This window comes from Dietzia natronolimnaea (assembly GCF_002289575.1).
GTDB lineage: Bacteria > Actinomycetota > Actinomycetes > Mycobacteriales > Mycobacteriaceae > Dietzia > Dietzia natronolimnaea_A.
The window spans coordinates 1-20,490 of record NZ_NTGA01000029.1 but is presented as its reverse complement, the minus strand read 5'-3'; the positions used below and the strand labels follow the sequence as shown (position 1 = coordinate 20,490).

Below are 20,490 nucleotides of genomic sequence, written 5' to 3'. Positions count from 1 at the left end.
GTGGTCAGGGACGGAAGCGGTCGGTCGCCTCGAGCAGGTGGTGGGTGGTGCCGGGCTCGGCCATCGCGTGCCCGGCGTCGGCGACGATGTGCAGCTCGGAGCCCGGCCAGGCCGCATGCAGTTCCCACGCGCTCGTGACCGGGCAGACGACGTCGTAGCGGCCGTGGACGATCACGGCCGGCAGCTGCGCGACCCGGTCCATCCGGTCCAGGATGGCCCGTCCGCCGAGGAACGCGTCGTTGACGAAGTAGTGATTCTCGATGCGGGCGAAGGCCAGGGCGAACCGGTCCGCCTCGTCGCCGTCCGCGGCGGGAGGCCGGGGGAGCAGGGTGGAGGTGGTGGTCTCCCACGTCGTCCACGCGCGTGCGGCGGCGATCTCGACGGCCGGATCACCGCAGTGCAGGAGGCGGTGGTAGGCGGCCACGTGGTCGAAGCCGTCCCGATGGACCGTCTCGGCGCCCTCGGCGGCCACGAGCGGTGCAAGGTAGCCCTCCCAGGCGTCGGGGAACAGGTGGGCGGCGCCGCCCCGGTAGAACCAGTCGATCTCCGACGGGCGGCACAGGAAGATGCCGCGGAGCACCAGGCCGCGGACGCGATCGGGATGCTGCTGGGCGTAGGCCAGAGCCAGCGTCGTCCCCCACGACCCGCCGAACACCAGCCAGCGGTCGATCCCCAGCGACTCACGCAGGCGCTCGAGGTCGGCCGTGAGATGCCACGTGGTGTTGACGGCGAGGTCCGCCCCGTCCGCGACGTGCGGAGTACTCCGTCCGCAGCCGCGCTGGTCCACCAGGATGATCCGGTAGGACTCCGGATCGAACATCCGGCGATGCTCCGGTGTGGTCCCGCCTCCGGGGCCGCCGTGGACGAACAGCACCGGGGCACCGTCGGGATTACCCGAGCACTCCCAGTACAGGCGCTGGCCGTCGCCCGCGTCGAGCATGCCGGTCTCGTACGGCGCGATCCGCGGGTACGGGGTGCGGAGCGTGGTCTGTGGGGTCATCGGGGCCGCCCTGATGTTCGGAAGAGTGCCGTGTGCGGATGAGTGCAGTGCTCGGATGAGTGCAGTGCTCGGGGAACTGCCGTGGTCAGAAGGAGTGCTCGGGTCCGGGGAACGCGCGGGCGCGAACCTCCTCGCCGTACTCCCGGGCGGCGTCGCGCAGCGTGTCGGCGAGCTGCGCGTAACGCTTGACGAACTTCGCCGTCCGCCCGGTGCCGTGTCCGGCCATGTCCTGCCACACCAGCACCTGGGCGTCGCAGCCGTTCCCGGCGCCGATGCCGACCGTGGCGATGTCCAACTCGGCGGTGACCTCCCGGGCGAGGTCGGCGGGGACCATCTCCATGACGACGGAGAAGGCGCCGGCCTCCTGCACGGCGCGGGCGTCGGCCCGGAGTGCGTCGGCGGCGTCCCCGCGCCCCTGGACGCGGAAGCCGCCGAGACCGTTGACCGATTGGGGGGTGAAGCCGATGTGGGCCATCACGGGGATTCCGGCGTCCACGATCGCCCGGATCTGCGGGGCCATCCGGACGCCGCCCTCCAGTTTGACGGCCTGGGCGCCGCCCTCCTTCATCATCCGCGTGGCGGCGGACACCGCCTGAGCCGGGGAGGTCTCGTAGCTGCCGAACACGAGATCGGCCACGACGAGCGCCTTCGGAGCTCCCCGGGTCACAGCGCGGACCAGAGGGATCATCTCGTCCTCGGTCACGGGGACGGTGGTGTCGTACCCGTACACCACGTTGGCCGCCGAATCCCCGACCAACAGGACCGGGATACCGGCCTCCTGGAACAGACGCGCGGAGACGTAGTCGTAGGCGGTGAGCATGGGCCAGGGTTCCCCCGCGGCCTTGAGTTCGGCCAGGTGGTGGATCCTCGTCACCCGCGTCAGACCCCGGGGTCCCGCGTCCGGTGCACCACCGGAGCCGTAGACCGGGGTGTCTGGGTTGTCGCTCATGGCGGTGTGGCCTTCCTACAGTGACCTCGAGGCCGGCAGGAGGGCCGGTCCCCGGGTGGACAGGGGGCGGTGACGGCCGCGGCCGTCGCCGATGAGTCTGCCACGGCCCCGGTGGCGTGGGTCCCGGGGCCGGGGCCGCACGGCGCGGGGAGGGGACGGGGGGCGTGTCGCGGACCCGATGTCACACGCCCGTAACACGACAGGCACTAGGTTGGACATCATGAACCGCCAGCAGGAGTACGTTCTCAGGACCTTGGAAGAGCGCGACATCCGGTTCGTCCGGCTCTGGTTCACCGACGTTCTCGGAACCTTGAAGTCAGTGGCCGTCGCACCCGCGGAGCTCGAGGGGGCGTTCGGGGAGGGGATCGGCTTCGACGGCTCCGCCATCGAGGGGTTCTCGCGGGTCTCGGAGGCGGACACCATCGCCAAGCCGGATCCGTCGACGTTCCAGGTCCTGCCGTGGGCACATGCCGACGGCGCCCAGCACTCGGCGCGCATCTTCTGCGACGTCTTCAACCCCGACGGCAGCCCCAGTTGGGCGGATCCGCGCCACGTCCTGCGCAGGCAGCTCAACAAGGCGGCCGATCTCGGATTCTCCTGTTACGTGCATCCCGAGATCGAGTTCTTCCTGTTCAAGAGTCTCGACACCAACGGGGCCGAGCCCGTCCCGTCGGACAACGGCGGCTACTTCGACCAGGCGGTGCACGATTCGGCTCCGCACTTCCGGCGGAACGCGATCGAGGCGCTGGAGGCGATGGGCATCTCCGTGGAGTTCTCCCATCACGAGGGCGCCCCGGGGCAGCAGGAGATCGACCTGCGATATGCGGATGCGCTGAGCATGGCCGACAACATCATGACCTTCCGCTACATCGTCAAGGAGGTGGCCATGAACAACGGGGTGTGGGCGTCGTTCATGCCCAAGCCCCTCCGCGACCACCCGGGGTCGGCCATGCACACGCACATGAGCCTGTTCGAGGGTGACTCCAACGCGTTCCACGACGCGGACGACGAGTACCAGCTCTCCACCACCGCGAAGTCGTTCGTCGCCGGGATCCTGCGTCACGCACCGGAGTTCTCGGCCGTCACCAACCAGTGGGTCAACTCGTACAAGCGGCTCATCGGAGGCGGCGAGGCCCCCACCGCCGCCACCTGGGGTCGTGCCAACCGCTCGGCGCTCGTGCGCGTTCCGATGTACACGCCCAACAAGGCGTCCTCCCGCCGGATCGAGGTGCGCAGCCCGGACTCGGCGTGCAACCCGTACCTCGCGTACGCCGTGATGATCGCCGCCGGGATCAAGGGCGTCCAGGACGGATACGAGTTGCCACCGGAATCCGAGGACGACGTGTGGACCATGAGCCGGCGTGAACGACGGGCGATGGGCTACACCGATCTCCCGGGGAGCCTCGAGCAGGCCCTCGACGCGATGGAGGAGTCCGAGCTCGTCGCCGAGGCACTCGGTGAGCACGTGTTCGAGTTCTTCCTGCGCAACAAGCGTCGGGAATGGCGGGAGTACCGCAACGAGGTGACCCCGTACGAGCTCCGCAACTACCTCGCGCTGTGAAACCACTCCGCGCTGTGATCGGACGGTCTCGGTGACCATGGATTCCGCGCGATCCAGGGTGCCCAGCCCGGGCAGGCTCGGACTGCTCGACCCGCGCGCCGGGGACTGGTTGACCTACCTGGGGTGGACCGACGAGGACGCGACACCGCTGATGTGGGCACTCTCGCGCGCTCCCGACCCGGACCTCGCCCTGGGGACGCTCGTCCGGCTGCGGGAAGCCCTGGCCGCCGAATCGTCGGGTGGGGGACCCGCTCCGGGCGGGGGCGGCGACACCGGCGTGGCGGGGCTGGACTCGGCGCTGCGGTCAGACCTCCCGTTGCGCGGACGCCTGCTGGGACTGCTCGGATCGTCCAGCGCACTGGGGGACCATCTGGTCGCGGAGCCCACCCGCTGGGCATTACTCCGTTCGCCACTGCCGTCCCGGGAGGACGTCCTGGCGGACATGCTGGGAGCGGTCGACGCGCTCCCCGAGGAGCCCGTCGACGGCGCCCCGACGCCGTCCCAGTCCGCTGACCTCCGCAGCGTGGGAACCTACCGCGCGGGGGTCACCGGTGGCGCGGCCGTGAACGTGCTCCGGTCGGCCTACCGGGACCATGTGGCGCTGCTGGCCGCCCACGACGTGGCGTCCACGGTCGAGGACGAGCCGGTGTTGCCGTTCGCCGAGGTGGGCCGCCGTCTGGCCGATCTCGCGGACTCGGCGCTGACCGCCGCCCTCGCCGTGGCCGTCGCCACGGTGTACCCGGACTCGCCCATGCCCGGTCGGCTCGGGGTGGTGGCCATGGGCAAGGGAGGGGCCCGCGAGCTCAACTACATCTCCGACGTCGACATCATCTTCGTCTCCGAACCCGCGGACGCCAAGACCGGACGGGTGGCCGGGGAGATGATGCGTATCGGTTCGATGGCCTTCTTCGAGGTGGACGCCGCCCTGCGGCCGGAGGGCAAGTCCGGCGAGCTGGTGCGGACCCTGGAGTCCCACGCGGCCTACTACAAGCGGTGGGCCAAGACGTGGGAGTTCCAGGCGCAGCTCAAGGCCCGCCCGATGACCGGCGACCTGGCCCTGGCCACCGAGTACTTCGAGACCGTGCACCCGCTGGTGTGGACGGCCTCCGAACGGGACGATTTCGTCCAGGACGTCCAGGCCATGCGTCGACGCGTGGAGGAGAACGTCCCCGAGGCGCTCCGCGAACGCGAACTCAAGCTCGGCCGGGGAGGTCTGCGGGACGTCGAGTTCGCCGTCCAGCTCCTCCAGCTGGTGCACGGTCGTACCGACGAGGAACTCCGCGTCGCCAGCACGGTGGACGCACTCGGCGCGCTCCGGGCGGGCGGGTACATCGCCCGCGAGGACGGCTCCAACCTCGTGGCCGCCTACGAGTTCCTGCGCCTGCTCGAACACCGGCTCCAGCTCCAGCGCTACAAGCGCACCCACCTGCTCCCCGAGGACGGCGACCGGGAGGCCTACCGCTGGCTCGCCAGGGCCGCCCACATCCGGCCGAGCAGCAGGCACGATGCCTCCGAGGTGTTGCTCGAGCAGCTGCGCCAGGTCCGGAGCCGGGTGCGCAGATTGCACTCCAAGCTCTTCTACCGCCCTCTGCTGGACTCGATCGCCGCCTACGACGCCGAGGCACTGTCCCTGAGCTCCGAGGCGATGGAGCGGCAGCTGGCGGCACTCGGGTTCGGCGCACCCCGTCACGCGCTCGGACACCTCCGGGCCCTCGCCGGTCAGAACAACCGGCGGGGCCGGATCCAGGCGCTGCTGCTGCCCGCGTTCATGGAGTGGCTCGCCGACACCCCGGACCCGGACGCCGGGCTCCTGGCCTACCGGAAGCTGTGCGAGGAGCACCAGAACATCACCTGGTTCCTGCGCGTCCTGCGGGACGACAGCATCGTGGCGCGCCGTTTGGTGACGGTGCTGGGCACCTCGGTCTTCGTCTCCGAGCTCCTCCTGCGGAACCCCGAGGTCATCCCCGACCTGACCGACGGGGCCGAGGGGCCCGTGCTCGTGGCGTCCAAGGTCTCCGACATCGCCTCCGCGCTGTCCGCCTCGGCGTCCCGCCACCGCACCCCGGAGAAGGTCATCGCCGCGGCGAGGTCGCTGCGCCGAGCCGAGTTGGCCCGGATCGGGGCCGCCGACGTCCTGGGATTGATCTCCGTGCCGGAGGTGGGCAAGCGTCTGTCCGCGGTGTGGCGGGCGGTGCTCGAGGCCTCGCTGGCATCGGTGATCAGGGACCTGTCCCCCGAGGGACAGGCACCGCCGGCCCGGCTCGCGTACATCGGGATGGGACGCCTCGGCGGGGACGAACTGTCCTACGGGTCCGACGCGGACGTGATGATCGTGTGCGACCCGGTGGAGGGCGTGGAGGAGGACGAGGCCGTCCGGTGGGCGGTGCAGGTGGCCGAGCAGGTGGGACGGTTGCTCTCGTCGCCGTCGTCGGATCCCCCGCTCGACCTCGACGCCGACCTGCGCCCGGAGGGCCGCAACGGGCCACTGGTCCGGACCCTCGCGTCCTACCGCGCCTACTACTCCAAGTGGGCTGAGACGTGGGAGCTGCAGGCCCTGCTCAGGGCGGCGTTCGCGGCGGGGGACCGCGACCTGGGTCTTGACTTCCTGCACATGATCGACGAGTTCCGCTACCCGGCGGACGGAGTGCCGCCGAAGGTGGTGCAGGAGATCCGGCGGATGAAGGCGCGGATAGACACCGAGCGGCTGCCCCGCGGTGCCGACCCGGCCACCCACACCAAACTCGGACGCGGTGGACTGGCGGACGTCGAGTGGTCGGCCCAGCTACTGACCATGCAACACGCGGCTCGGGTGCCCGGCCTGCACACCACCTCGACCCTGGAGGCGCTCGAGGCCGCGGCCGCCGCCGGGCTGGTCTCGGAGAGCGAGCGCGAGGCCCTGGTCCAGTCGTGGCTCATGGCCGCCCGTGCCCGTAACGCGCTGGTGCTGGCGCGCGGCAAGGCCGTCGACCAACTCCCCGGTCAGGGCAAGGTTCTCGCCGCCGTCGCCAGCATCTGTTCGGGGTCGTCCGACGGCGCGGAGTTCCTCAACCAGTACCGCCGGGTCACCCGCCACGGCCGCAAGGCGGTGGACCGCGTCTTCTGGGGTGAGAACTGAGGCGTCCGAGGGATCGAACCAGGGTTGTCACCGATGCGCCGGCCGGTGACGCGCCGATACCCTGGGGCCATGGCTGTGAAGATGAACCTCACCCTCACCCTCGACGGGGTCACCTACGGCGAGCTGTACGAGTTCGTCGACGCGGTCCGGGCGGCCGGGGTCCCCGCCGACGAGCGCGTGCGCTGTCTGGGGTCCGATGACATGGGCGACCGCTTCGAGGTGGAGCTCGGTCCGGATCTGCGTCGGTCGGGGGCGGCCCGCGCGGCCTCGGGCGCGCTGGTCGGCGGGCCTGTCGCGCCCGACTCCGGGCCGTCGTCCTCGCCGTCGATCGCGTCGGTGGCGGAGACCGTCCGGTCGATGGTCCGCAACGGTGACGACCTCGACCGGGTGATCGCGGCACTGGGGGACCTGCGCAAGTTCCTGCGGTGAACCGGCCCCGCCCGGTCGCCCGCGCGACGGCCGTGCTGGCCGGGCTCGTGGCCGTGGCGGGGATCGCTCTGCATCACTCGACCTCCGAGATCCCCGCGGTCCTGGTTCTCGCGACGTTCGCCCTGGGGGCGTGGGCGTTCTCCCTGGTCGCCGTGCTCGCGGCCCTCCGTGCCCGTTCGGTGGTGCTGACGGTCATGGCCGTGGCGCTGGTCGGCGTGGGTGTGGTCCAGTACGGTCCGCTGGTGTCACCCGCCCGCGGGTACGACGACGACGGGATCGACCTCAGGGTGCTGGTGCAGAACCTGCAGTTCGGAGGAGCCGATCCCGTCGACGTGGTCCGCGCCGTCCGCGACGGCGGGGTCGACCTCCTGCTGGCGGTGGAGGTCACCCCGGAGGCGCTCGAGCGACTCCGTGCCGCGGGCCTCGAGGAGGTGCTCGCGTACGAGGCCTCTGACGCCGCGCCGCACGCGGCCGGGGTCGCGGCCTGGTCCCGGTATCCGCTGTCGCCACCCGAGCGGGTGCCCGGTTTCAGTCTGGGGGTCCTTCGCACCGGCATGGCCGGCCCCGGGGGCCCTGTGACGGTGGTGGTCGCCCATCCCGTCGCGCCGGTGTTCGACGGCCCGGCCGCGGTCGAGGAGGCGGATAGACTTCGCTGGTTCCTCGGCGGGCTGCCCGGTCCGGCCCCCGTGGTGGTGGGCGGCGATTTCAACGCCACCTGGGACCACGCCCGGTTCCGCGGACTCCGCGGGCTCGGGTACACCGATTCGGTCTCCGGCGGCGGCGACGGGTGGGTGCGCACCTGGCCCGCCGACAGGAGTGTCCCACCCCTCATCGGCATCGACCACGTTCTCGCCCGGGGAGCCCAGGCGGTGGGGGAGACCAGCGCCGTGCGGGTGCGCGCGAGCGATCACCTGGGCGTGCTGGCGACGGTGCGACTTCCCGCGGACCGGGTTCGTTGACCTACCATGCGCACCATGAGTTCACGCATCCTGACAGCAGCGTCCGGTGTCGGTGCCGTCGTGCTCGCCGTGGCATTGGCGGGGTGTGGCGGGGCGACCGTGGAAGGAGAGGCTCCGGAGGTGGCCACGGAGACCACCACGACGCCCGCCTCGAGTACCCCGTTCGCCGAGGAGCGACCGGAGAGGCCCACCGGGCCGGTGACACCTCCGCCGCCGCCCGAGCCGCGGCCGGAGCCGCTGCCGGGTGAACCCGAACCGGAGCCCCGACCGGACGAACCCCCGGCGGCCCAGCCCGCGCCCGTCGCGCCCGGTGGCGGCGACTTCGCCGCGTTGCTGCAGAGGCAGGACGTGGTGTTGCCCGAGGGCGTGGATCCGGTGGCCACCGCGGCGGAGGCATGCGGCCGCTTCGACGGGGGTCAGCAGATGGACGAGGTGTCGGCGTGGTTGGGTGAGTACGGGCGACTCGGGCCGGAGCAGCAGGGCTTCTTCCTAGGCGCCGCCGTGGGGACCTACTGCCCCCAGAATTTCCCCAAGCTCGGCTGACGGCCCGGCGGCGTCTCACATCCGGGAGTACCTGGCCCGTGCGATCGAGTAGACACCGTAGAGCGCGATCCCCACTCCGGTCGCGATGAGCAGGATCTGCCCGAACGGCTGTGCGCCGACCGTCCGCAGCGCGGCGTCCAGGCCACCCGCCTTCTCGGGATCCGCTGTCGCGACCGCCGCGATGACCAGGCCGCCGAGGATGGCCAGGGCGGCACCCTTGGCGATGTAACCGAGTTGTCCGGAGACGACGACGGCCCGCCCCACGGTGCCGCCGCCCGTGCGTTCGAGCTCCTCGACGAACTTCTTGGTGACACCCGTGTAGACGTGATGCACGCCGACACCGATGATCACGAGGCCCACCACGACGAGCGCGACCTTGCCCGCCCCGGAGCCCAGCAGTCCGGCGGTGGTGCCGGACGCGGACTCGGAGTCCGAATCGGACTCTCCCGAGGCGAATCGGGCCGTCGTGACCCCGAGGGCCAGGTAGACCGCGGCCTTGGCCCCCGCTTTGGCCCTGTCCGACGCCTCCTCGGACCCCAGTATCATCTCGATCACCTGCCACAGGCCCAGGGCGAGGAAGCCGACCGCGCCGGCCCAGAGCAGCGCCTGGCCACCCGGCGCCGACGCGATCTCGGCGAGGGCGCCCGAGTGGGACGCCTCCTCGCCGCCCGATCCCGTCGCGATCCGGATGGCGATCCACCCGACGAGCAGGTGGAGGATCCCGTTCATGACGAAGCCGGCACGGGCCAGCCACTCGAGCGCGGGATGGTCGACGGCCGATCGGGCGGCGCCTCCCACGGAGCGGGGCGGGCGGGGGGTCTTCATTCCAGCACTCTCCCACGAGAGCGGGCACACCACGACCTCAGCGGCTCACCACTCGATCTCGCCGAGCACGTCGTTGCGGCGCCGGAGCTCGGCCACCCGCTGTTCGGCGGCGCGGTGTTCTTCCGAGCGGCGCCGCGCCTGCTCGGCGAGAGCGTCCGCCTCGACCTCGGCGAGGAGGAGTTGGAGGCGGTCTTTCTGCTCCCGCAGCGTCTCCACCGAGGTGTCCATGGCCACGAGCTTGCGCGAACCCGCGCTGGCGTGGAGGAAGGGATTGCGTTCGAGGAGCAACCTCGCCTCCTCGGGGTCCAGCACGCGCGACAGTTTGAGAAGGACCGGGTAACTCTCGCCCTCCGGGTCGGCCCCCGGCTCGTGGTCCGGGTCGAGGGCGGCCGCGACCACTTTGAGCGGCCTGGCCCTCGGGGACGCACTCCGGAAGTCCACGTCGTCTGCGTCCACGAGCTCCCGCCCCCTTCTCGTCCCCGCCGCACGGCGTTCCACCGTCCTCAGGTCAACCGTAAACGCCGCGGCCTCGGGGGCCGGGTCGTTTGGACGATTTCCGACCTGCTGGATCCGACGCCCGAAAAGGACGTGCTTCACATGCCCTGAAGTGCAAAAACGCCGCGGTGGCGTCGACTGTCACGGGCGGGGAACGCCGATGGGGTTGGAGGCGGGGACCGCCCCGCGATCGACCAGCGCCCGGGCCAGTGAGGTCAGGACGTCGATGGCTCCGCCGGAGGTGTCCGACAGCAGCACCGACGATGCGGCGAGCTGGTCGGTGAGGTCTTCGATCCGGTCGCGCAGCGCAGTGCCTCGAGGGGTGAGCGTCTGCTCGTCCGAGAGGATTCCGCGGTCGAGGAGCGCGCGCCGCGCCGACTCCCACTGCGCGTCGGTCCAGCCGCGGTTCTCCTGGATGACGCGGCGGCTCACCTGCCCCGTGGCGATGTGGGTCATGGCCGCCTCCAGCCCCGTGAAGCCGGTGGCGGTGGCGGCGATGACGTGGCCGTCGCCGCGGTGCTCGCGCAGGACCGTGGCGGCCAACCAGAGGCGCTGTAGCACCGACGTCGGTCGCGGGACCGAGTACCAGGCGCTCGCGAGGGCCCGCCCGTCGAAGGACAGGGTGTCGATGACGCGTTCGAGGTCGTCCGTCACGCGGCGCAACTCGTCGCGTGAACCGGCGTCGGCGTGCTCGGCCAGAACCCTCTCAGCGGCATCGAGCCGTGCCTCGATGGCGGCCTCGGGAGTGATCCGGGTCCAGATCTTGGGGACCGCGCGGGCGACCATCGCGGGTGAGAACCCGTAGAACAGGGAGGTCACGACCTGCGGTGGCGTCGGCCCCAGAGGGGCGGCGCGTCCCGCGAAGTAGCCGTTCCACCACCCTGTCAACCCGGTTTCGCTCATGGTCGAAGCGAACTGCGGGTGGAAGTAGCAGATCGCGTGGATGGGCTCGTAGGCACGCCACAGTCGTTGTTCGCCGCTGTGGACCCTGTCGGTGGGGGACATGACGCCATGCTGTCCTGATCGCGGGGCATCTGGCCACTGCCACCTCGCACCGGGTGGACTCCCCGGGTGGTCGTGAGGAGCGTGGACCAGTCCAGCCGTGCCGGATTGGATGGCGACGCCGTACGGCGCACGGGGTTCACTCAAGAGCGTCGGGTCGTGAAGAAGGAGCTCGCTGATGACCACAGACGCCCCGCTGGGCCACGCCGAGAGAGCCGGTGACGCCTTCATCGTCCGACAGAGCACCAGACCACCGGGGGACGGACGACTCTCACGCGCCCTGGGCGATCCGGAGTTCGGGCGCCACTTCACCGACCACATGGTCCTCATCGACTACTGCGAGACAGGCGGATGGCGCGACGCGCGCGTGGTGCCGTTCGGTCCGCTGTCGCTGAATCCGGGATCAGCGGTCCTCCACTATGGCCAGGGTGTTTTCGAAGGGCTCAAAGTGTATCGCCACGCCGACGGTCACCTGCGGGCGTTCCGCGCACATGCTCATGCGCGCCGATTCGCGTCGTCGGCAGCTCGCCTCGCGATGCCGGAACTGCCGGAGAGCCTGTTCATCGAGTCGATTCGGCAACTGGCGCGAGCCGACGCCGGATGGGTCCCGCACCAGAGGGGCGCGAGCTTGTATGTGCGGCCGTTCCTCATCGCCACCGAGGCCTTTCTCGGAGTTCGTCCGTCGCGCGAGGCGACGTACGGAGTGATCGCCTCCCCGGCCGGTCCCTACTTCGCCGACGCGGACAACGGCATCAGGTTGTGGCTGTCGCGTGACTACTCACGGGCTGGACCCGGCGGAACGGGAGAGGCCAAGTGCGGCGGCAACTACGCGGCATCACTGCCCGCGCTGCACCAGGCGCGGGCCAACGGATGCGCTCAGGTTCTCTTCACCGATGCGAGCACCCGGACGTGGGTTGAGGAAGCCGGTAACATGAACATCTTCTTCGTCTTTGCCGATCGGACACTTGTGACGCCTCCTCTGAGCGGAGCGATTCTCGCGGGTGTGACCCGCGACAGCGTCCTGTGCCTCGCGCGGGACATGGGATACCGCGCGATCGAGCGGCCGATCAGCGTAGAGGAATGGCGCGCCGCCGCCGCCAGTGGTGAACTGAGAGAGGTCTTCGCCGTCGGCACCGCCGCGGTCATCACTCCCGTCGCCGGGCTGGTCGGCGAGGATCTACTGATCGAGACCCCTCCTCCTGGCTCCCGGTCTGTCGCATCACTCATGCGCGCTGAGCTGTCGTCGCTCCACCACGGCGATCGACACGACCGCCACGAGTGGATGTCCGACCTCGGGCGGGCCGACTCATGACGGTGGGTCGTTTCGCGGAACGGGCGTGGAACGATCTCGGTGCGTCCGCAGGGGACCCGGGGGGCATCGGGTGCGAGAACCCACCGGTGAGGCTTGATTCCCGGCTCGATGTCGCCGAGCTGGTCACCGACAGCATCGGCATGGCTTCTGCGGTGATCGAACAGGTCGCTGCCCTGCGGGGTCGGCGAGAGCCACGTCCGCTGCGTCTTCGGGGCGATCTCATCACCACGTCGGTGACCAGCGAGAGGCACTTCCGACTCGACGACCAGCTCCCGCGGGCGTGGGCACCGTTGTCCGGGTTCTGGCCGGCCCGCGACGGCTGGGTTCGCACACATGCGAACTATCCACACCATGAACAGCGGCTGCGCCTCCTGCTCGGGCTCGATGACGCAGCCGGCGTCGAGACGTTCGCGGCGGCCGTCGCCGAACGCGGTGCTGTCGAACTCGAGGACATCGCAGCCGAGAAGGGCGCGATCGTGGTTGCGGTCCGTGATCGTCAGACGTGGGCGTGTCATCCGCACGCGGCCGCCGTGGCCGATACGCCGCTGATCCGTCGTGAGACAGTGGGAGCGGCCCGAGCGCGGCGCTGGCCCGGCGGGTGCTCGCTGCCCTTGTCGGGGTTGCGGGTTCTCGACATGACCCGGGTGATCGCCGGGCCCGTGGCCACCCGCGATCTCGCCTATGCGGGTGCCGACGTGCTCCGAGTCGATTCACCGCGTCTTCCCGAGATCGACTGGCAACACCTCGACACGGGCCAGGGCAAACGTTCGACCACCCTCGACCTGGCGTCGCGGGTCGATCGGCGGGTGCTCACCGACCTGCTCGCGACCGCTGACGTGGTGGTCACCGGATACCGTCCGGGCGCGTTGGACCGCTATGGGCTGTCTCCCGATCAACTCGCCGAGGACTACCCGGGCCTGGTGATCGGTTCGGTCAGCGCGTGGGGACGCGAGGGGCCGTGGCGTTCCCGGCGCGGGTTCGACAGCATCGTCCAGGCCGCGACCGGCATCGCGATGGTCGAGAGCCCCGATGGGGCACGCCCGGGAGCGTTACCGGCGCAGGCCCTCGACCACAGCGCGGGGCACTTCCTCGCTGCCGCGATCGCCCGGAGTCTCGTCGAGCAGGCTTCCGACGGCGCGACAGTGCACGTCTCGGTGTCGCTCTGCCGGCTGGCCCACGAGCTGCTCGAGACCACCGGGACCACCGTCCCCGGGCCACGTGACGCCGGTACTGCGGAACCGGTGGCGCCGCCGACCACCCAGACCGTGACCTCCGATGCGGGGAGGGTGACCTTCGCTGCGCCCGCGATCAGTGTCCCGGACGCCCCGGGGCGATACTCCGCGGCTGCCAGCCGGTGGGGCGGCGACGCTGCAGCCTGGGCCAGCCGGACATCCCAGCGGGGTGCTCGGATGAATGGCGCTCGAGCCCGATGACGTCGACACCCCGTCGCCGGCAGGCGCCGAGACGACCGCTGGCCCGCTCCCGCATCGGCGCCAGACAACTCGCGACGCTACTGGGTGAGTGGGACTCTGCCGAACCGGTCTACGCGGCCCTCAGTGACCGAATCAGATTGCTGCTGAGCGACGGTCGACTCGCCACTCACACTCGGCTGCCCGCCGAGCGTGAACTGGCCGAGGAGCTGGGCCGCAGTCGCACCACCATCGTCGCGGCCTACCGGGCGCTGCGCGAGAGCGGACACCTCATCAGCATGAGAGGGTCGGGAAGTGTCCTGGTCCTTCCGCGGGCGCTGCCCGGCCGGAGCGCCCTCGAGGTCGACTTCGCGCGATCAGTCCCGGCCCCGGTGGCCGGCCTCGACGAGATCGTCCGCGCGGTGGCCGACCGGGCGCCCACCGTGCTCGAGCACTCGGGGTTCGACCTCGTCGGCCAGCAACGCCTGCGTGAATCGATCGCCGCCCGCTACACCGAGCACGGTGCCCGGACCGGACCCGATCAGATTCTGATCACCCTCGGCGCCCAGAACGCCATCGCCCTGACCGCGAGGACAGTGCTGCGGCACGGCGATCGGGTCCTGATCGAGACCCCGACGTACCCGCACGCCTACGAGGCGCTCCGCAACGCCGGCGGGCGGCTCGTCAGTACCCCGGTGACGACGACCGGGTGGGAAATCGACCACCTGGTCAGCGCCATCGAGCGAGTGCGTCCCGAACTGATCTACCTCATCCCCGACTTCCACAATCCCACCGGCTCGTCGATGAACGCCGAGCAACGCGAGCGGGTCATCGCGAGCGCCCGGCGCAACGGTGCCCTGGTGTTGATCGACGAGACAACGGCCGACCTCGACATCGACAGACCCGACAGCCCGCCGACGTTCCCCTCGCTGACCACCACGCGAGACGCCGACACGCTGGTGAGCGTGGGGTCGCTGAGCAAGACCATCTGGGGTGGCCTGCGAGTCGGCTGGATTCGCGCGGAGCCCGCCATGATCAGCCGCCTGATCACCCGGAGGCCCGCGGACGACCTCGGCACACCCGTCATCGAACAGCTCATCGCCACCCGGGTACTGGAATGCTACGACCTGCTGCTGACCCGCCGCGCTGACCAACTGAGAGCTGGCCGGGACCTCCTGGTCTCACTACTGCGGACCAGTCTCCCCGACTGGCGCATCCCCGACGTGCACGGCGGACTGGCGTTGTGGGTCGAGCTCGGCGCACCCCTCAGCTCAGCGCTGGCATCTGCCTGCCAACCCCGGGGAGTCCGCATCACCGCCGGGCCCCGGTTCGGAATCGATGGCGCGCGCGAGCGATTCATCCGTGTGCCCTTCACCGCGGGGGCCGACCACCTCGAACGCGGAGTCCGCATTCTTCGCGAGGCGTGGGAATCCCTTGACCCTGTGCCCACACCGGGGACGCAGACCCCGCCGCACCCGATGCTCTAGCGCTGACCTAAGGAAGACGATGGACGCCTCCGAGAACATCCCCGCTGAACTCGCCGACCACGTCGCGGCCAGCTTCTCGCGTCAGGGACTGATGCGCCATCTCGGCGCCCGTATCACCGAGCTGCGCCGCGGATTCTGCCAGCTCCGCGCACCCTTCAGTCCCGACCTCACACAGCAGCACGGTTACTTTCACGCCGGAGTCACCAGCTCGCTCTCCGACACCGCGGGCGGCTATGCGGGCCTGTCGACGTACACACGCGCGGATTCAATCCTGACAGTTGATTTCACGGTGAATCTGCTGGCGCCGGCCGTGGGCGAGTCGCTCATCGCCGAAGCCACGGTGATCAGAAGTGGCCGCACTCTCACGGTGTGCCGACTGGAGGCCTTCACCCTCGAGGCCGGCAGGCGAGTTCATGTCGCGACCGGCCGCCAGACGCTGATCCGTCTCGCCGACACCCCGGATCACCAGGTGTGAACGACGAACGGCGGCTGATGCCGGAAGACGGTGGACACCGTCTCCGCAGCACAGCCGCCGCTTCGGTGATCAGAGATCGTGGGTGGACGCCCTCGGATCAGCAGTCGTAGTAGAGCTCGAACTCGTGCGGGTGCGGGCGGAGGTTGACCGGGGCGATCTCCTTCTCACGCTTGTACGTGATCCAGTTCTCGATGAGGTCCTCGGTGAACACACCGCCCTCGGTGAGGTACTCGTGATCCTGCTCGAGACGGTCGATGACCGCGGGCAGCGAGGTCGGCGCCTGGGGGATGTCGGCGGCCTCCTCCGGCGGGAGCTCGTAGAGATCCTTGTCGACCGGCGCCATCGGCTCGATCTTGTTCTTGACCCCGTCGATACCGGCCATCATCATCGCGGCGAACGCGAAGTACGGGTTGCCGGAGGAGTCGGGGCAGCGGAACTCGATGCGCTTGGCCTTGGGGTTGTTGCCCGTGATCGGGATGCGCACGCAGGCGGACCGGTTGCGCTGCGAGTACACGAGGTTGATCGGCGCCTCGTAACCCGGCACCAGGCGGTGGTACGAGTTGATCGTGGGGTTGGTGAACGCCAGCAGGGACGGAGCGTGGTGCAGGATGCCACCGATGTAGTAGCGGGCGATATCGGACAGGCCGGCGTACCCGGACTCGTCGTGGAACAGCGGCTTGCCGTCCTTCCACAGCGACTGGTGGGCGTGCATTCCCGAGCCGTTGTCACCGAAGAGCGGCTTCGGCATGAAGGTGGCGGACTTGCCGTTCTTCCACGCGGTGTTCTTGACGATGTACTTGAAGAGCTGGACGTCGTCGGCGGCGCGGAGCAGGGTGTTGAACTTGTAGTTGATCTCCTGCTGCGCACCGGCCACCTCGTGGTGGAAGCGCTCGAGCTCGAACCCGGCGTTGGTGAGGTTGGTCGACATCTCGTCGCGGAGGTCGACGAAGTGGTCGTACGGGGCGACGGGGAAGTACCCGCCCTTCTCGCGGACCTTGTAACCGAGGTTGGGCGACCCGTCGGCCTCCTGGCCGGAGCCGGTGTTCCAGTTGCCGGCGCTGGAGTCGACCTCGTAGAAGCCGTGGTTGGTGCCCGAGCCGTACCGGACGGAGTCGAAGACGAAGAACTCGGCCTCGGCGCCGAAGAAACAGGTGTCCGCGATACCCGTGGAGACCAGGTACTCCTCGGCCTTGCGGGCGACGTTGCGGGGATCGCGGCTGTAGGCCTCACGGGTGAACGGATCGTGGACGAAGCAGCTGATGTTGAGCGTCTTGGCCCTGCGGAAGGGATCGAGCCGCGCCGTGGCGACGTCCGGGAGGAGCATCATGTCGGACTCGTGGATCGACTGGAACCCCCGGATCGAGGAGCCGTCGAACGCCAGGCCGTCCTCGAACAGATCCTCGTCGAACGCCGCGGCGGCGATCGTGAAGTGCTGCTCGTTGCCCGGCAAGTCGGTGAACCGGATGTCGACGTACTCGACGCCCTCGTCCTTGATGAACTTGATGACCTCGTCCGGAGTGGAGAATGCCACGATGTCGCTCCTCGTCTCTCTGTGCGACAGGCAACCGGTGCCGCCCGTCGTGCGGTGACCTCACGATATGGGCGGGGTGTTGCCCGGCCGTCAACCGAATGTTTCGGCGGTGTTACAGAGGCCTGCCGGGTGACGGTCCCTCCCACTGGGGTCAGCCTAGTCAACCATGGTGAGGGAATACCGATACTGGGCTCGTCCGGTCCCCGGTTACCCTGGGAGCATGCGGGAAATTGCGGGATCATGGCTGTCAGGCCCCACGTCGTCCGGCACCGAGCCGGAGCAGGCGTACAAGGGTGAGCGTCTCGGGTTGCCCGAGCACGGCGAGGGGTCCCTCGCGCCGCTGGGGGTACGACTCGGTGCGCTCCTGGTCGACTGGTTCCTCGCCTACGGGTTCGTCGGACTCGTGGTCTCACTCGGAGGGGCGGGACTTCTCGGCGGGGAGACGTTCTCCGCTGTCGCCAGCTGGGCGACCCCGCTGCTCTGGGGGGTCTCCGGGGTGGTGTGCGTCTGGCTCTTCGCGCAGACTCCCGGGCAGGCGCTCTTCGGGATAGGAACCGCCCGGATCGACGCCGAGGACCGGGTCGGGCTCATCCGCGCCATCGTCCGCGTCTTCTTCGTGTTCTTCCTGATCCCGCCGCTCGTTCAGGACGAGGACGGTCGCGGACTGCACGACAGGGCCACGGGCACGGCGCTGATCCGGACGCGCTGATCCGACCGGCGGGTCCGTGCGACGTGCCCGTGGTCGCCGGGGGCTACCGGCGTCCGGCCTCGCCGGGATCAGCCCCGACGGCGGGCGCTGCGCTGCATGTTGCGGACCTTCGCGCCCTGGGGGAGCGGGCCCTTGGGCATCTGGTTCTGGATTCCGGTCTTGGTGCCCAGCGCACGCAGCCTGGTGTCCAGGGCGTCGACCTTCGCGCGGTTGATGTTCATCGGGTACCTGGTCAGGCGGCGATTGAGCTTGCGTAGGGGGACCTGCTCGGGGGTCGTCCCCTCCTCGTCGCCCACGATCAATTCGTAGATCGGGGTGTCGCCGACGACGCGGGCGACCTTCTTCTTCTCCTGCGTCATGAGCGGCTTGAGCCGGTGGGGCTGCCCCTCGCCCACGAGGACGATCCCACAGCGTCCGACCACGCGGTGGACCGCGTCGAAGCTGGTGGTCGCGGCGACGGCCTGGTTGACCCGCCACCCGGAACGGAGCTGGTCCAGTGCCCATGCCGCCGCACCGGGCTGGCCTTCGGCCTTGGCGAACACCGTGTTCTGGACGCGGCGGGAGAAGATCACCATCGCCAGCATCAGACCGGTGAGCACACCCAGTGGGAGCATCCACCACTGGCCACCCCAGAGCGAACCCAGGAGGAAGAACGCGACGGCGGACAGGACCAACGCGCCGATCATCAGCGGCCACAGCAGTTTGTCCTGCTTGGACTGGATCTTCAGTGCCTGCCACATCTGGTCGCGCTGTGCCTTGCTCGCCTGCCGCCGTGCAGCCCGGGCCGCCTTCTTGTCCGCCTTGCTGACCTCGCTCTTCGCCATACCGTTCAGGATACGTGGCGGGCACCACCATCCGAGAACCGCGGTTCACCGCAGGGGTGCGCCGAGGGAGACGCGCCGGGCGGCCGGGGGCGGAGTCGCGGTCGCCCGTGCGGGGCTCAGGCCAGGCTGCGTGCCAGCACGGAGGAGGCCTCCTGCGAGGCGGCACCGCCGGAGGTCAGATGCGCGAGGTGCTCCGGAACCTCCTGGCCGCGGTGCTCGAGCGCCTGGACGTAGAGGCGGCCGGCCCGGTAGGAGGACCGGACCAGTGGGCCGGCCATGACCCCGGCGAAGCCGATCTCGCGCGCCTGGTCGGACAACTCCACGAACTCCTCGGGCTTGACCCAGCGGTCGATCGGGTGGTGCAGCGGGCTCGGCCGGAGGTACTGCGTGATGGTGAGGATGTCGCATCCCGCGGAGTGCAGGTCGACCATCGCGTCGATGATCTCCTCCGTGGTCTCGCCCATCCCCAGGATGAGGTTGGACTTGGTGACCAACCCGAAGTCTCGGGCGGCGCGGATCACTCCGAGCGACCGGTCGAAACGGAACGCCGGCCGGATGCGCTTGAAGATCCGGGGAACCGTCTCCAGGTTGTGTGCGAGCACCTCGGGCCGTGACTCGAAGACCTCCGCGAGTTGGTCCGGGTCCCCGTTGAAGTCGGGGATCAGGTTCTCCACCCCGGTGTTGGGGTTGAGTTCGTGGATCTTGCGGACCGTCTCCGCGTACAGCCACGCGCCACCGTCCGGCAGGTCGTCACGGGCGACACCGGTGATGGTGGAGTAGCGCAGACCCATTTCGCGCACCGACTCCGCCACCCGCCGCGGCTCGTCGCGATCGAGGGCGCTCGGCTTACCGGTGTCGATCTGGCAGAAATCGCACCGGCGCGTGCACTGCTCGCCGCCGATGAGGAACGTGGCCTCGCGGTCCTCCCAACATTCGTAGATGTTGGGACACCCGGCCTCCTCACACACCGTGTGCAGACCACCGGTCTTGACGAGGCTCTTGAGTTCCTTGTACTCCGGACCCATGGTGGCCCGGGTCCGGATCCACGACGGCTTGCGCTCGATCGGCGTCTCGGCGTTACGGGCCTCGATGCGGAGCAGCTTTCGGCCTTCAGGAGTCACAGTCACGGCCGCAAGCCTACTCCCGATTCACCGCACGGGCAGTCGGCCGTCGAGCGCCTCCACCACGTCGGAGGTGACCTGGTCCAGTACCTCTGACACCGGCACCACCCGGCCGAGCTCTGCCGAGAGGGAGGTGACCCCGGCGTCGATGATCCCGCAGGGGACGATCCGCGAGTAGGCGTCGAGATCACAGTCGCAGTTGAGGGCGAATCCGTGCATCGTCACACCGCGTTGGACACGGATCCCGATGGCGGCGATCTTGCGCGCCGGCCGACCGTCCCCGGCCGGGCACCACACGCCGGACCGGCCGTCCACGCGGTCGACCTCCACCCCCATCCGGGCGCAGGTGGCGATGAGGGCCTGCTCCACCCGGCGTACGTACTCGACCACGTCGATGGGGTCCGACAACGCGATGATCGGGTACCCGACCAACTGCCCGGGCCCGTGCCAGGTGATCCGGCCACCCCGGTCCACGTCGACGACGGGGGTCCCGTCGACCGGGCGATCCGCCGGCTCCGTGCGCTTGCCGGCGGTGTACGTGGCCGGGTGCTCCAGGAGCAGGATGGTGTCCCCGCGGGAGCCCTCGGCCCTCTCCTCGGCCAAGGTCCGCTGCAGCTCCCAGGTGGGGGTGTACTCGACGGTCCCGAGTCGGCGGATCTCCGGCTCGACCGGATCGCGGCGCAGGGACTGACCGGTGTGCGACATGGCGACCACTCTAGGAGACTGCTGAACAAGCTGTGATCC

Annotated in this window: 19 protein-coding genes; 10 read left to right on the top strand and 9 right to left on the bottom strand. The window is 69.9% G+C overall.

The window, feature by feature from the left end; translation table 11 throughout:
• Nucleotides 1-4: 4 nt before the first annotated feature.
• Together pip and panB are read right to left on the bottom strand one after the other, a co-directional pair.
• A complete protein-coding gene (gene pip / locus CEY15_RS15170) occupies nucleotides 5-1,000 on the bottom strand; it encodes a prolyl aminopeptidase (RefSeq protein ID WP_095719144.1) in 996 nt (331 codons plus the stop codon).
• A gap of 85 nt (nucleotides 1,001-1,085) precedes the next feature.
• Complete coding sequence (gene panB, locus CEY15_RS15165) at nucleotides 1,086-1,949, bottom strand: 3-methyl-2-oxobutanoate hydroxymethyltransferase (RefSeq protein ID WP_095719143.1); 864 nt, start codon at nucleotides 1,947-1,949, stop codon at nucleotides 1,086-1,088.
• A 220-nt stretch (nucleotides 1,950-2,169) separates the two neighbouring features.
• Here panB and glnA (CEY15_RS15160) point away from each other — a divergent pair, with 220 nt between their 5' ends.
• From glnA (CEY15_RS15160) to CEY15_RS15140, 5 genes are all read left to right on the top strand, one after another.
• The gene (gene glnA / locus CEY15_RS15160) at nucleotides 2,170-3,510 is read left to right on the top strand and encodes a type I glutamate--ammonia ligase (protein WP_095719142.1); all 1,341 of its coding nucleotides are present in this window, start codon (nucleotides 2,170-2,172) and stop codon (nucleotides 3,508-3,510) included.
• 37 nt (nucleotides 3,511-3,547) lie between these two features.
• Complete coding sequence (locus CEY15_RS15155; RefSeq protein WP_095719141.1) at nucleotides 3,548-6,625, top strand: bifunctional [glutamine synthetase] adenylyltransferase/[glutamine synthetase]-adenylyl-L-tyrosine phosphorylase; 3,078 nt, start codon at nucleotides 3,548-3,550, stop codon at nucleotides 6,623-6,625.
• A gap of 69 nt (nucleotides 6,626-6,694) precedes the next feature.
• Complete coding sequence (locus CEY15_RS15150; protein ID WP_245847651.1) at nucleotides 6,695-7,054, top strand: hypothetical protein; 360 nt, start codon at nucleotides 6,695-6,697, stop codon at nucleotides 7,052-7,054.
• Nucleotides 7,051-8,013, top strand: coding sequence for an endonuclease/exonuclease/phosphatase family protein (locus CEY15_RS15145; RefSeq protein WP_245847650.1), 963 nt, complete (start codon nucleotides 7,051-7,053; stop codon nucleotides 8,011-8,013). Before CEY15_RS15150 ends, CEY15_RS15145 begins: the two co-directional genes overlap by 4 nt.
• 15 nt (nucleotides 8,014-8,028) lie before the next feature.
• Nucleotides 8,029-8,556 carry a DUF732 domain-containing protein gene (locus tag CEY15_RS15140; protein WP_245847649.1) on the top strand — a complete coding sequence of 176 codons (528 nt, stop codon included), beginning with the start codon at nucleotides 8,029-8,031 and terminating at the stop codon, nucleotides 8,554-8,556.
• A gap of 15 nt (nucleotides 8,557-8,571) precedes the next feature.
• Here the strand turns inward: CEY15_RS15140 and CEY15_RS15135 are convergent, their stop codons facing one another.
• From CEY15_RS15135 to CEY15_RS15125, 3 genes are all read right to left on the bottom strand, one after another.
• On the bottom strand, nucleotides 8,572-9,381 hold the full coding sequence (locus CEY15_RS15135) for a DUF1206 domain-containing protein (protein ID WP_095719138.1): 810 nt from the start codon (nucleotides 9,379-9,381) through the stop codon (nucleotides 8,572-8,574).
• A gap of 45 nt (nucleotides 9,382-9,426) precedes the next feature.
• Nucleotides 9,427-9,837 (bottom strand): hypothetical protein, encoded by a 411-nt coding sequence (locus CEY15_RS15130; RefSeq protein ID WP_095719137.1) that lies wholly within the window; start codon nucleotides 9,835-9,837, stop codon nucleotides 9,427-9,429.
• 180 nt (nucleotides 9,838-10,017) lie between these two features.
• Nucleotides 10,018-10,881 carry an SCO6745 family protein gene (locus CEY15_RS15125; protein ID WP_095719136.1) on the bottom strand — a complete coding sequence of 288 codons (864 nt, stop codon included), beginning with the start codon at nucleotides 10,879-10,881 and terminating at the stop codon, nucleotides 10,018-10,020.
• Nucleotides 10,882-11,056: 175 nt separating this feature from the next.
• Here CEY15_RS15125 and CEY15_RS15120 point away from each other — a divergent pair, with 175 nt between their 5' ends.
• The 4 genes from CEY15_RS15120 (at nucleotide 11,057) to CEY15_RS15105 (ending at nucleotide 15,561) form a co-directional block, all read left to right on the top strand.
• Nucleotides 11,057-12,190 carry a branched-chain amino acid aminotransferase gene (locus CEY15_RS15120; protein ID WP_428844203.1) on the top strand — a complete coding sequence of 378 codons (1,134 nt, stop codon included), beginning with the start codon at nucleotides 11,057-11,059 and terminating at the stop codon, nucleotides 12,188-12,190.
• Nucleotides 12,191-12,276: 86 nt separating this feature from the next.
• Nucleotides 12,277-13,623, top strand: a complete 1,347-nt coding sequence (locus CEY15_RS15115) for a CoA transferase (RefSeq protein ID WP_176475142.1) — start codon at nucleotides 12,277-12,279, stop codon at nucleotides 13,621-13,623.
• Complete coding sequence (locus CEY15_RS15110) at nucleotides 13,620-15,086, top strand: PLP-dependent aminotransferase family protein (RefSeq protein WP_095719134.1); 1,467 nt, start codon at nucleotides 13,620-13,622, stop codon at nucleotides 15,084-15,086. The genes CEY15_RS15115 and CEY15_RS15110 overlap by 4 nt, the downstream gene beginning before the upstream one ends.
• 19 nt (nucleotides 15,087-15,105) lie before the next feature.
• Entirely contained in the window at nucleotides 15,106-15,561 is a 456-nt protein-coding gene (locus CEY15_RS15105; protein WP_095719133.1) for a PaaI family thioesterase, read from the top strand.
• A 97-nt stretch (nucleotides 15,562-15,658) separates the two neighbouring features.
• On the opposite strand, the gene glnA (CEY15_RS15100) is transcribed toward CEY15_RS15105, so the two are convergent.
• On the bottom strand, nucleotides 15,659-17,092 hold the full coding sequence (glnA, locus tag CEY15_RS15100) for a type I glutamate--ammonia ligase (RefSeq protein ID WP_095719132.1): 1,434 nt from the start codon (nucleotides 17,090-17,092) through the stop codon (nucleotides 15,659-15,661).
• A 220-nt stretch (nucleotides 17,093-17,312) separates the two neighbouring features.
• Here glnA (CEY15_RS15100) and CEY15_RS15095 point away from each other — a divergent pair, with 220 nt between their 5' ends.
• Complete coding sequence (locus CEY15_RS15095) at nucleotides 17,313-17,801, top strand: RDD family protein (protein ID WP_095719131.1); 489 nt, start codon at nucleotides 17,313-17,315, stop codon at nucleotides 17,799-17,801.
• Between the two features lie 68 nt (nucleotides 17,802-17,869).
• Here CEY15_RS15095 and CEY15_RS15090 read toward each other — a convergent pair whose 3' ends face one another.
• The 3 genes from CEY15_RS15090 to lipB all read right to left on the bottom strand — a co-directional run bounded on the left by CEY15_RS15090 (nucleotide 17,870) and on the right by lipB (nucleotide 20,451).
• On the bottom strand, nucleotides 17,870-18,625 hold the full coding sequence (locus tag CEY15_RS15090; RefSeq protein ID WP_095719130.1) for a DUF4191 domain-containing protein: 756 nt from the start codon (nucleotides 18,623-18,625) through the stop codon (nucleotides 17,870-17,872).
• A 116-nt stretch (nucleotides 18,626-18,741) separates the two neighbouring features.
• Nucleotides 18,742-19,752 carry a lipoyl synthase gene (gene lipA / locus CEY15_RS15085; RefSeq protein ID WP_095719129.1) on the bottom strand — a complete coding sequence of 337 codons (1,011 nt, stop codon included), beginning with the start codon at nucleotides 19,750-19,752 and terminating at the stop codon, nucleotides 18,742-18,744.
• A gap of 21 nt (nucleotides 19,753-19,773) precedes the next feature.
• The gene (gene lipB, locus CEY15_RS15080; RefSeq protein ID WP_095719128.1) at nucleotides 19,774-20,451 is read right to left on the bottom strand and encodes a lipoyl(octanoyl) transferase LipB; all 678 of its coding nucleotides are present in this window, start codon (nucleotides 20,449-20,451) and stop codon (nucleotides 19,774-19,776) included.
• Nucleotides 20,452-20,490: the final 39 nt, after the last annotated feature.

What these genes read in the sequence shown, in the direction of transcription:
- panB (WP_095719143.1), bottom strand. Translation starts at nt 1,949, where the DNA reads ATGAGCGACAACCCAGACACCCCGGTCTACGGCTCCGGTGGTGCACCG.
- CEY15_RS15150 (WP_245847651.1), top strand. Translation starts at nt 6,695, where the DNA reads ATGGCTGTGAAGATGAACCTCACCCTCACCCTCGACGGGGTCACCTAC.
- CEY15_RS15090 (WP_095719130.1), bottom strand. Translation starts at nt 18,625, where the DNA reads ATGGCGAAGAGCGAGGTCAGCAAGGCGGACAAGAAGGCGGCCCGGGCT.
- CEY15_RS15095 (WP_095719131.1), top strand. Translation starts at nt 17,313, where the DNA reads ATGCGGGAAATTGCGGGATCATGGCTGTCAGGCCCCACGTCGTCCGGC.
- CEY15_RS15140 (WP_245847649.1), top strand. Translation starts at nt 8,029, where the DNA reads ATGAGTTCACGCATCCTGACAGCAGCGTCCGGTGTCGGTGCCGTCGTG.
- pip (WP_095719144.1), bottom strand. Translation starts at nt 1,000, where the DNA reads ATGACCCCACAGACCACGCTCCGCACCCCGTACCCGCGGATCGCGCCG.
- CEY15_RS15125 (WP_095719136.1), bottom strand. Translation starts at nt 10,881, where the DNA reads ATGTCCCCCACCGACAGGGTCCACAGCGGCGAACAACGACTGTGGCGT.
- CEY15_RS15105 (WP_095719133.1), top strand. Translation starts at nt 15,106, where the DNA reads ATGGACGCCTCCGAGAACATCCCCGCTGAACTCGCCGACCACGTCGCG.
- glnA (WP_095719142.1), top strand. Translation starts at nt 2,170, where the DNA reads ATGAACCGCCAGCAGGAGTACGTTCTCAGGACCTTGGAAGAGCGCGAC.
- CEY15_RS15135 (WP_095719138.1), bottom strand. Translation starts at nt 9,381, where the DNA reads ATGAAGACCCCCCGCCCGCCCCGCTCCGTGGGAGGCGCCGCCCGATCG.
- CEY15_RS15155 (WP_095719141.1), top strand. Translation starts at nt 3,548, where the DNA reads ATGGATTCCGCGCGATCCAGGGTGCCCAGCCCGGGCAGGCTCGGACTG.
- CEY15_RS15110 (WP_095719134.1), top strand. Translation starts at nt 13,620, where the DNA reads ATGACGTCGACACCCCGTCGCCGGCAGGCGCCGAGACGACCGCTGGCC.
- lipB (WP_095719128.1), bottom strand. Translation starts at nt 20,451, where the DNA reads ATGTCGCACACCGGTCAGTCCCTGCGCCGCGATCCGGTCGAGCCGGAG.
- CEY15_RS15120 (WP_428844203.1), top strand. Translation starts at nt 11,057, where the DNA reads ATGACCACAGACGCCCCGCTGGGCCACGCCGAGAGAGCCGGTGACGCC.